At 52.3% G+C, this 11550-nt stretch carries 4 protein-coding genes; all 4 read right to left on the bottom strand.

Features of this window, described 5'->3' with window-relative positions:
- Positions 1-160 precede the first annotated feature (160 nt).
- Complete coding sequence (locus PG879_RS19995) at positions 161-874, bottom strand: M48 family metallopeptidase (protein WP_039038872.1); 714 nt, start codon at positions 872-874, stop codon at positions 161-163.
- Positions 874-3978 (bottom strand): type I restriction endonuclease subunit R, encoded by a 3105-nt coding sequence (locus PG879_RS19990; RefSeq protein ID WP_203134083.1) that lies wholly within the window; start codon positions 3976-3978, stop codon positions 874-876. The genes PG879_RS19995 and PG879_RS19990 overlap by 1 nt, the downstream gene beginning before the upstream one ends.
- Before the next feature lie 18 nt (positions 3979-3996).
- Complete coding sequence (hhe, locus tag PG879_RS19985) at positions 3997-9732, bottom strand: DUF4011 domain-containing anti-phage protein Hhe (RefSeq protein WP_203134084.1); 5736 nt, start codon at positions 9730-9732, stop codon at positions 3997-3999.
- 253 nt (positions 9733-9985) lie between these two features.
- The gene (locus PG879_RS19980; protein WP_270830606.1) at positions 9986-10342 is read right to left on the bottom strand and encodes an HNH endonuclease family protein; all 357 of its coding nucleotides are present in this window, start codon (positions 10340-10342) and stop codon (positions 9986-9988) included.
- Positions 10343-11550: the final 1208 nt, after the last annotated feature.

The raw sequence follows: 11550 nt of genomic DNA, 5'->3' as shown, positions 1-11550 counted from the left end.
CATGATGAACCCTTTTTCATGGCTCCAGATGACAAACATGATCTCATATCAGGGACTTGTTCGCACCTTCCCTAGGGGAAGTAAACACGCCTCGAAAAAATTCCCCTTGTGAAGGAAAACCAAGCCATTCGATAAACTGCGATGGATCATAAAGAAACATTTAATACCCCCACCGATTAAACGCCAGCGGCATCTTGTTGAGCTTCTCGCGGTGCTCTCGCCAATTTGGCAGGTGCAGATCCATCAGGGAGATAAATCGCTGGTTATGCTTGCGCTCTAATAGATGCACCATCTCGTGAACCACAATAAATTCCAGGCATTCAGGGGGCTTCTTGACCAACTCGAGGTTGATCCAGATGCGAGCAGTATCTGTTTTGCAGCTACCCCACATGGTTTTCATGCGTTTGATACCCACAAAGGAAGGTGACACCTTTAACGTCTCCTGCCACTTGGCGATAAGATCTGGCAAGCGCTGGCGTAGCAACTGGCGGTACCACTCAAGGAGCAACACCTCGCGGCGGTCTGCGTCATAGTGTGCAGGCACCCGCATACGGATCCAGCCGCCCTGTAACTTGACGCTATGGTCACCATCGGTCTGAATCACATCCAGCCGGTAACCTCGTCCCCAAAGATAATGGGTCTCTCCGCTACACATCTTGCGCTCGCTCTGGCGCGGCTGGGCAACAAACGCCGCCTGCTGCTGTCGAATCCAGGCCAGTCTTCGCACCACTGCAACTCGAATGGCGGTATCTGACAAAGAAGCAGGCGCGGATACACGCACCCGTCCATCAGGGGGTAATACATTGATGTGCAAGTTTTTGATGCCCTTGCGCTGCAACTCGAACGTCAGCTCACCGAAGGTAACCAACGCCATCAATGGTACTCCGGCTGGGCTTTTACCAGGGTCATCACATCCGCGACGGTCACATCGTACTCTTTGATCTCTTCGGCAATAGCAAAGGCAACCTCCCGCTCTTTGAAGCGATCACCGAGCCAGTCCGCTTTTTTGGTATATCTGACGGCAGTATCGATCTTGGTCACCAGCACTTCATCGCAGCCCAAATTGTCATATAGCGCGCGCTTGGCTGAGGTATCTACACTCGCAGGGTAGGTCTGTGCCCCCCCGCTGGCTGGACGTTTCACCTTCATGGCCAGCTCTCGCACCTTTTCCAGATACTCCTGGTAAGAGATAGCCTGAGAGCGACGCAGCTCAATCAGCTCATCGAGCAGCACCGACATCTTTTCGTAGTACTTGGGGTTAACCGGATTCTCGTCGACGATGGTCCGTCGCACGTTGTTTTCAATCGCCTCAGCCATAGCCTCGGGGTCTTTACGCAGTCCCTCAGGCGCCCCCTCAAGCCCTTCAGCTCCCCGCTCGATGATCAGCTCCAGCAATCCCAGCTCTTCAAAGTCCATAAGGGTTTCACTGGGGTCAGCATCAATATAGAGATCCAGCATCTGGCGCATCGCCGGCTCGAATTGCTTCATATCGACGTGATCACTACTGGCTACTTTGATCATGTCGCGCACCTTGCTGTAGTGCTCCACCTCACGACGGATTACAGCAGCCTGGCTCGCGCTATAACCGGCCTCTTCCATCTCCCCCGCCAACGCGGTGAACGCACGGATAAGCTTGGCGACATATTGATAAAGGGTTAGACGCAGCGCCTCCTTGTCGAGCAGCTCATCTTCGTTTGCCCCCGGAGCACAGCAGAAGTAGTGCTGATAATCCAACTCCCCGCGGGGAGCCTTGACCGGTTCGCAGAGCGTTCGCACTACCTCCAGAGCGTCGTCAAGATCCTGCCGTCCTTGCGCCAAGCGATCTTTGAGTAACCCAGCGACATCCTCCTTGTCATAGCCTTCAAACGCCTCGGCCGTATAATCCTTGACGGTCTTCTCAAGAGAGCGAAACAGATCCTTGTAATCGACGATATAGCCATACTCCTTATCTGCACCATCGAGCCGGTTGACCCGACAGATAGCTTGAAAAAGGTTGTGATCGGCCATCTTTTTATCGATGTAAAGGTAGGTCGCCGACGGCGCATCGAAACCGGTCAACAGCTTGTCCACGACAATCAGCAGCCGCATCCGACCAGGCTCCTTGATAAAGCGCTGTTTGACCGTTTTCTCAAACTCCTCCACCCGCTTGCCGGCCTCATCCTCGCTCTGGCCGAAAAAGTTCGCCAGCATCTTGCGATAGATATGGTATTTCGCCAGCTTTTCGGTCAACCCCGCACCGGTCGTCTGTCCTTTGATATTACTGGCATTGGGCTGATAGCTGGTGATGATGGCACACTTGTCAGCAAATCCTGCCTGACTGAACAGCTCATAGCTTTTGCAAGCCTGATAGACACTGGAGCACACCAACATGGCATTGCCACGGCCATCCGCCAGGCGCTCTTTACGGTCAAAATCGAGCAGGATATCGGCCACGATCTGCTCGAGTCGTGAGCGGCTCGAGAGCAGCTTCTGCATCGAGGCCCACTTCTCTTTTAACTGCTGGCGACCAAGTCGGGAGAGCGCCTTGGTCTTCACCTCGAACCATTCATCCACCTTGGCCTGGGACTTGACCCGTTGGTCAATATCGCGGGCCTCATAACGCAAGTCCAGCACCACCCCATCGCTCACCGCCTCGTCAAACTTGTAGGTGTGAATGAAGGGGCCAAACACCTCTACCGACTTCTTCTTATCCTTTTTCATCAGGGGAGTGCCGGTGAAACCAATAAAAAGTGCCTCGGGCAATATGTTCTTCATGGCCCCATGCAACTTGCCCGACTGGGTACGGTGGCACTCATCCACAAACACAAAGAGTTTGCCCTTGGGCGCAAAATCAGCTGGCAGGCTGGCTTTGAGCTCGGCGATAAATTCATCGTCATCTCGCTCAGCCGTCTCATCTTCTTCTTCCGTGTGTCGACCAAATTTGTGTACCAAAGAGCAAAGCAGCCAAGGGTGTGCCTCGTTAAGACGGCATACAAGATCGGCCCCACTCTTGGTACGCAGGATCTCCTCTTCAACCCCGGCAAATACCTTCTCTATCTGCTCATCGAGTTCGGTACGGTCAGTGATGATCAAGACCCGACTGTCAGCGACATTCTCTCGGATCCACTTGGCCAGCCACACCATGGTCAGGCTTTTACCGCTGCCCTGGGTATGCCAGATGATCCCGCCCTCATGACGTTCAATAAACCGCTTGGCTGCCGTGATCCCGAAATACTGGTTATGGCGACAGGTTTTCTTAACCCCACTATCGAAGACAATAAAGTTGTGAATTAACTCAAGAAAGCGCCCCTTCTCGCAGAGCTGGGCCAAGTGGCGATCCAACGGATTTCCATCCTGCAAAGAGCCCGCCTCTTTCCACTCCAGATAATATTTCTCAGGGGTTTCAATGGTGCCGTAACGCAGGCCCTGGCTGTCGTTGCCTGCCATGAGCAACTGTTGGGTGGTGAAAAAATTGCGAATAAAATCCTGTTGCTGGTTGTCGAGGTTTTGCCGGATCCCTTCACCGATAGAGACGGTGGATCGCTTGAGCTCGATCACCCCTAGCGCAATACCGTTGACGTAGAGCACAAGATCCGGCCGCTTGGTATTCTCCCCCGCGACCGTCACTTCCTCGGCGATGGCAAAGTCGTTAGCCTCAGGATTGGCCCAATCTACCAGCCAGACGGTCTGATGCTGCTCACCTGCCCCGATCTTCTCCTTCACGCCGTAGCGCAACAGGCGGTAGACCTCTTTATTGGCATCATAGAGCTGACGCCCCTCCCCCAGGCTGGCCGCCCGTTCGAGCTGGCGCAGGACTCGGGGAATAAGCGCTTCATCTACACAGCGCCCGGCCAACCAACTGGTCAGCAAGGCGGGCTCAACATTGCGATTGTTGAAGCGGGTATGCCAGTCGCCAAGATAGCAGTAGCCCAATTCCTCAATAAAAAACCGGACTACTCGCTGCTGGGTGGCACGTTCACGTTGACCGACAGTTGTCACTGTTCTAATTACCTCTGCTTATGCCAATTCAGGCTCGAACGTAGCATCATCAGCTTCAACATCAGCGCCATCAATTAATGCCAATACCTGATCGAGAAAACGTTGTGCCTCATGTACATCTGTTGCTTGCCGTAAGTAATGTGGTATCCGTTCAACAAATTCGGAACGTGATAGAGGCTGATGCTCAAGCAAGGCTTCGAGCATGGCTGGTCGCAACAAACGGCGATCATCATCAACATCCGGTAGCGCAACCGCGATGACATGCTTGGCAAAATACCGAAGCTGTTCCTTGAGTCCCAGCTCTGGTATAGAAGATGTCTCTTGGTGATCCTCTGCCTCTGCAGAAGGCTCGCTCTCCTCCATATACTCATATGAAGGCACTGTAACCTCAGGCTCCAACGTCTTGAGCTGATGGAGTTTCCGGATAATCGGGGAGAGCACCTCGTCAGGATTACTGAACCAGTCTGTGGACCAGATGCGGCTAATTTTCCAACCTAAACGCTCCAGAACCTCCTGACGCAGCCGATCTCTGTCTCGGGCAGACTTGGCCGAGTGATAGGTAGCACCATCACACTCGATGCCCATCAAATACCGACCAGGGCAACCAGGGTCTTTCACCGCCAAATCAATAAAGAATCCGGCCACCCCGACCTGAGGCTCACACTCGAACCCGGCTTTCCTAAGCGCCTCCATTACGGCAACTTCGAAGTCGCTATCTGGTGCCTTCCCTGTATGGGTGATTTGTGAGTCCAGTGTTCCTTTTTCAGCAAACTGGAGGAAACCTCGCAAAGAAACGACTCCAAGTTTACTGGTCTCACTCGTCAGCACATCCTCTGAGCGCATCGAGCTGAAGACATGCATCCGCTTCTTCGAACGCGTGAAGAGTACGTTCAGACGGCGCCAGCCTACATCGGAATTTATTGGCCCAAAACGTTGATAAACCTTCCCACCATGTTCGGCAGGTCCATAGGTAAAGGAAATAAAGATCACATCGCGCTCGTCACCCTGCACGTTCTCAAGGTTTTTAATGAAAAGCGGCTCTTCCATGGCATACAAACCATCGATAACACGATCGACTTCCGGCCTACTGCGGCGCAGTTCATCAATAGCACGTTCGATCTGGTCGCGCTGTTTTGAACTCATCGCAACTACACCAAGTGATTCACCCGGTCTGTGCTGCGCATGATGAAGCACAGCCTCTGCCACGGCCTGTGCCTCTTCGATGTTATGCTGGTTGGAGAAACGTCCTTTCGAAACATAGGTAAATTTGATCCCATACTCCGGAGACTCCGCATAAGGAGAGGGGAATATCACCAGATCGCTGTTATAAAAATGGCGGTTGGAGTAGGCGATCAGCTTCTCGTGCCGGGAACGATAGTGCCAACGCAAACGCCGCATGGGGAACAGCGGCAATGCGGCATCCAGGATACTGTCCGTATCGCTGAGCGCGGCGGCATCATCGTCATCCTCACTCTCCACACTTCGATCAAAGAAACTGGTTGGCGGCAACTGCTTGGGATCCCCCACCACCACCAATTGTTTGCCCCTGGCGATAACTCCCAACGCATCCTCTGGCTTTACCTGGGATGCTTCATCCATTACCACCAAGTCGAATTCCATCCGTCCAGGTTCAAGGTAATGAGCTGCGGACATTGGTCCCATCATGAAACAGGGCTTTATAGCAACCAGAGCACTACAGGCTCGGTTGACCAACTGCCGAATTGGAATATGTCTTGCTTTTTTGCCCAGCTCATTCTTGATCAGTGCCAGTTCGGTGTATTCGCTCTTCTTACCTCCCGCGTTTCCCTCCGGGACATGGCGACGAGCAATCTGCGCAGCAATGCGCTGACGCTGCAACGTAATCAGCTTTTTGTCGTACTCCTTGAATGATGCTTGCAAGGCATTGCGTTGGGTACCAGAGATCCTCATCAATTCAGGATGGGCCTGAATAACCTCGCGGGCCAACTGGTCATGGAGTGCCAAGGCCAAACCCAGTTCAATTTTTTCCACAGGGAGCGTTCCGGCAAGGACTGCAGACCAGATCCGTTGCAATCCGCGTTCCTGCATCTGTTCGTAGCAACGAATAAAGTTGACCCACCCATTCAACCAGCGAGGCTGTTGAATCGCCTTTTCGTTCCGCTCCAGCAATGCGTTCAGTGAACAGTCTGTCGACTTGAGCCACTGACCGTTATCCAACATTGTTTCTTGTGCAAATCGCACAGCATGCTGCTTCTGGTCATGCCATTGCAAGCCAACTTCAGCACCATCACGGCAAAGTAACGCATACTCGCTCGCATTATCCAAATGCCTGATCCTGGTGGCCAAAGAGGCACACTTTATGTTTCCAACCAGTTGATCAGCCAGATTCAGCGTGTCGCCGATAATGGTTAGTGCCTGTCGATTATCTTTATTCAACCCAAAAGCCAACGGGACTGATTGCGCAAAGACACCCAACTCCGGTTTCTTATTTTCAAGGTCAATCTGCAAGGCAGACATTTTTTGCAAGAGATCGGAGAAATGTGTCATCTGACCCAGTGATACCTCCGTATTGACAAACCACCCCTGTAAAGCAGTCAGCGTCGCTTGCACTTGTTGGCAAGCCTGTCTCAATGCTCCTTGTTCACCTAGCCAGACAGGATGATCTTTCAGTTGGTGGGCAATGCGCGGCAGCAACTTGGTCTCATTTTCTGCCTGCTTCACCAAGGCCATTATTTTCGCGCTGAACTGTGACTTCTCAATCTGATGGACTCCTTTAATGATTTCGCCATCCAGAGCCATCACATCAGAGCCTATCGCAACCCGCTTTCCAAAGCCGATGCCGTAACAAGCGCGGACCTGCTTGTACCAATCGCGCAATTGCATCAACTGCACGCAATCCGTGTCCAGTCCACGGTATGCGCTGCCGAGTTGATTACCGAAGGCTCTTTGCTCAAACTGCTGCAGTAACTCCGTGTACTTCACCAGGTTAGTTGACCAACGTTTCAACTCGGCAAACTTGGTTCCTGGCTGTCGAGACAACCCTGTGAGCAAGGCCTTGGCATTACGCCAATCACTCTTGAACCATGAGAAGAAACCACCCTGCTGAATAATCGCAACAGCACGCGCAAGTTGCTCTTGGGACGGTAGTCTGTCCAACTGATACAGCTCGGACAAGTTATCCCTGAGGGGACGCAACTCTTCAATCTGCTGAACCAGCTCGAGCAGTACAGCATCGAGGCCATCATCATCAAACAGTGGGTCACGTACCCTGATGAGCTCTGCCGGCAAGGCCCCCACAATAGACAGCAATTCTGCACAGAATACCAAGCCAGGTTGGGTATCATTGATGTGTGCAGAGAGGTTGCCAGGTAACGCACTCTTGAAGTCGCTCAGCTGACCAGAGAGGGATGACAACTCATCTTCGATGCATCGAACAGACTCGAGCCACTTGATCAAGTCACGAAGAGAGAAATGTTCAGCAACACCGTACTTTGCCAACTCCTCACTGGGAAAGTCGCATTGCTCCCCTCGCTCTAATAGACGGAGTTTCTCGGGTTCAATGGCTTGACTCAAGGTGTCATAGTAGCCTTGAAGGGTGTCAAATCTCGCCAGATAGTGACGAACGCGTGCTATCGCATCCGAGGTATCCATCCCGGGAAGTGCGGCGAATAATTCCGATCCGCTCAAGCTAGGTAGATGCTTCTGATCCTGTACCAGTTGCTCAATATGGGAGAGCGTATCGAGCCCCTCACCTTCCAGAGCCCATTTGTCTAAAAAACCTTGATAATAATGATGAAAATGGAGGATAGACGCCTGCCAAGCTTGTAACAAATCAACTATACGTGCGCTGTCAAACAGCTGGATTTGGGTGTTATTCACACCACTCCAAGGGTGCTCATATATTTCTGCATCGGCCCCCACCTGCTCCCGCACCTCCTTGTAGATACGGCTAAACTCCACCACTTGGTCGCTCAGTCGTAGCTGAGCCACCTTGTCCAGTTTTTTACCAGAAAAGTTCTCAATATGGAGTGCTGTTGCATCGATATCCAATTTGTGGCGATAGCGCGTCGCACCACTCAGGATCTGATGGATAGTCCTTCCCGTGAGCTCCCAAGGGGTGTTTATCAATGCCGCATATTCATTGAGCTGCCTCTTGAGCTCTTCATAACGCGTAATCTGGGCGTCAATTTCTTCCGTCGTCGGCATTGTTGCCTGACGCATCATGCGGGCTTCAATATCCTCCAGCACCTTACGCTTATGCGTCTTGTGGCTGTGCAACTCCAAGCAGAACTCACCCAGACCGGCGCGATCCAGACGACGCTTGACGACCTCCAAGGCCGCCATTTTCTCTGCCACGAACAGCACCTTCTTGCCATTGAGCAGGGCCGCAGCAATCAAGTTGGTAATCGTCTGTGATTTGCCGCTGCCGGGAGGGCCTTCAATGACCAGATTCTTCCCATGGATGGCATCGATCAACGCACTGTGTTGCGAACTATCCGCATCATCGATCAGCGGGATCTTGTCATGGATCCCAGGGTAACTATCGATGCAATACTCATGTTGGCTTAATCCACCTGTTGAGTCGGCATTGTTTTCGCCGCCCCCCTGACTGGTGAAAAAGCGACGGATCACCTCATGAGACAAAATGTTGCGTTTGTCCTGAGGCCAACGAGCAGGATCGAGATCCAGATACATCATCATCTTGCCAAAGTTGAGCAAGCTCAGCGCCCCGTAGCGTTTCACCGACCACCTGGGTTTATGCTTCCCAACGACTTTGGTCACCGCAGCGAGATAGGACTCAGGTGTCTGCTCTTCGTCAAACATAGGAAGAGCCAGCCCAAAGTCAGCCTGTAATTTCTCCTTCAAGGAGAGATTGGGCAGGATATCTTCACCCGTGTAATGGATCTGGTATTTGTAGAGGCCATCCTTGGGATCCAGCTTGCCACGCTCACATCGCACAGGAATGGTGAACAAGGGGGCAAAGCGTGCTTTATCCGAAGTATCGCTCTCGTACCATTCGAGGAATCCCAGCGCCAGATACAGGATATTGGCGCCACTCTCTTCTATGGCCGTTTGAGCCTTGTTGTGGATGGCCCGCAGACGCGCCTCGAGCTCTCCGGGGAAGAGCAGAACCTGTATCCGCTTATCGTCATGACCGGGGTAGGATGGCGATATAGTGAGCGCCTTACCTATCTTGGCCTGACGTTCAAAGTCCTCAAGCCCTTCATAACCCGCCAGATTGCAGGCTGTGGTCAGTTCTGACAAATTGAGGCCTTGTTTAACGTACTGGGTCCGAATACCGGTCAGTTTTCCATCTCTAGCCTGGCCATATTGATAGATAAACTCATGGGCCTGCTCCAGCAGTGGCCGGTTTACTTCTGAGGCAGGCACCCGCTGTCCAGTGGGTAAATCGAATTCGGTGCTGATCCCCAAAACCTGTGCCCAATCCTTGGCCGTCGGAAGGGCTCTTAGCTGGACATCCTTACCATCCTCACCAACCTTCAGATAGCCATGCTCCAACAGTTGTTGGCGGGTTGGTTCAGGGACTGGCGCAAACTCCATTGCGACTTCCGCGCAGAGTGTTTCATAGAGCTGCTCTGGCAGCTCATCAACAATACGCAGTGCGGAACCTTTATTGGTGAGGGGAAAGTTGAGCAGACGATTGCGAGAGGTGAGATCCAATAACTTCTTTCGCATCGCCTCAAGGGAGGTTAATACAAAAGGATCCACCCCCTCTATCACTCCACCTGTGGATGATGCTTCTACAACCGACATACAGCTCTCCAATTATTTTTTGAACTCTCAACCCAGGCCAACAACAAGGCCACATCGAGTCCGAACCAAGTCTATTTTTCAGTAATACTTAGCGGCGCATGATCGCCACTGATAACACAACCATCAACAACAAGGTCTCGATATTGCGGTTTTTCTGAATAGCGTTCCAGTGCCACAGACAGTGAACCCCATACCGCTCACATAAACCGGACCATCCAATCTTGGGCAGCATGTTCTCGCTGTCCAACCGTACTCATGGTTGTTCCCTCATCTTGGCAGCCTCTGCAGCCAGCACGGCCAGCATCTGCTCCTGGTGTTCTGCGATCTCGGTTTCCTGCCAGCGACCTTTCTCTTTCATCAAACGGATCATGGCGAGCAACTTGAGGCTATCAATCTGGTTGTTGGCAAGGCTCGCTTCAAAGTGCTCCTGCTTCTGTTGGGGCTGGAAGTTACTCAGGCGCGAATTCTTGCTGTGGCTGATAAGGCAAAGGTTGCCAAACGAATGGAGTGCACTCTGCTCGACCGGTTTATAACCATCCATCGGATGCTGGGGTGAGAAGTGTTCCACCGAACTGCGGAATGTAAACTCGAAACGGCGATACAACTCCATATCACGATCTTTATCTTGATTTCGATTCGTAACCCACAGCAGATAGTCGAGGAAGTTGAAGACAAAGTTGTTCTCGATATGACCGAAGCGAAGTTTGGATGTAATCACCTTGTGCCAGCTCTCATCCATATTGATGGCGGGCAACAGGGCGTTATCAAGGTAGAGCATCTGGTAATAGGAAGCCCCTTCACCCGGCGCCAAAAAGCGCTGGAAGACAAAGCGGCGAGCCTGACTCTCCAGATAGGACAGATAACCCCCTGCCTCTACCGGTTGATCAGGGTGACAATTGTCGAACAGATATCTCAGTGCACCATTCAGCCAATGTTTGTAAACCAGGGTCGGGGTCGACACATGAAACGCCGACAGCAACATCAGGATCCGCCGGTTAACACCAGAGAAACCATTCTCATTTTCATCCTTGTCAAAGGTATTGATGTAACTGACGCTCTTTTCCGAATACCAGTGCAGCCGCTTCAGACTCCAACCATCCTTGCCATCGGCAAACTCGCGCTTGATGATGAACTGATCAAACAGATACTTGCTCTTTAACAGGCCATAGACAAAACGCTTAACTGCCGCTACTGGATCCGGTTGCCTTATCACTCGGATCTCAAACTGATCAACCAGTTGTTTATCATCAAGCGGCACCCCCTCCGTATCACCCGGGTCGCGGCTAACGAGTCGCAGCACATGGAGCAAGAAGTTGGAGAAGTTGATGACGCTGTTAAAGCGTTCGGAGCCTGCGCTCTCCTCCTCCACCGTCTGCTCACCATCGAGCTTGTCATCCTGCAAAATGGCCAACAAGGTGCGCCCCTGGCTACCGGCAGCTGCACGGCTTTTATCGGCAGAGTCGGCCTTGTTAGGGGATCCTAGCAGATCAAGCAGATGGGCAAAATCACGGGGCACAAACTGGCCCCAGTCGCTCTCACCAAACAGACGGTGGCGCTCTTGCGGGGTAAAGCCGTACTGGATATAGCGCTCCATATTGGCGCAGGCATCCCATACCCGAGTCAGGATATGAATACTTTGGCGACGATGCTCTTCCTCGGGGATTTTGTTTAGCGTCTCCATCAGCCGCGCTTTGATCACTTCATGCTTTTCCAGCTGCTCGCCGCGATTGTTCATCGCCTCGGGAAGGTGCGAACAAGTCCCTGATATGAGATCATGTTTGTCATCTGGAGCCATGAAAAAGGGTTCATCATGAGTCA

It is taken from the genome of Aeromonas sp. QDB63 (assembly GCF_027707425.1).
Classification (GTDB): domain Bacteria; phylum Pseudomonadota; class Gammaproteobacteria; order Enterobacterales; family Aeromonadaceae; genus Aeromonas; species Aeromonas caviae.
Note: the sequence above shows the minus strand (reverse complement) of the source record. Positions and strands in the feature narration are given on the sequence as shown.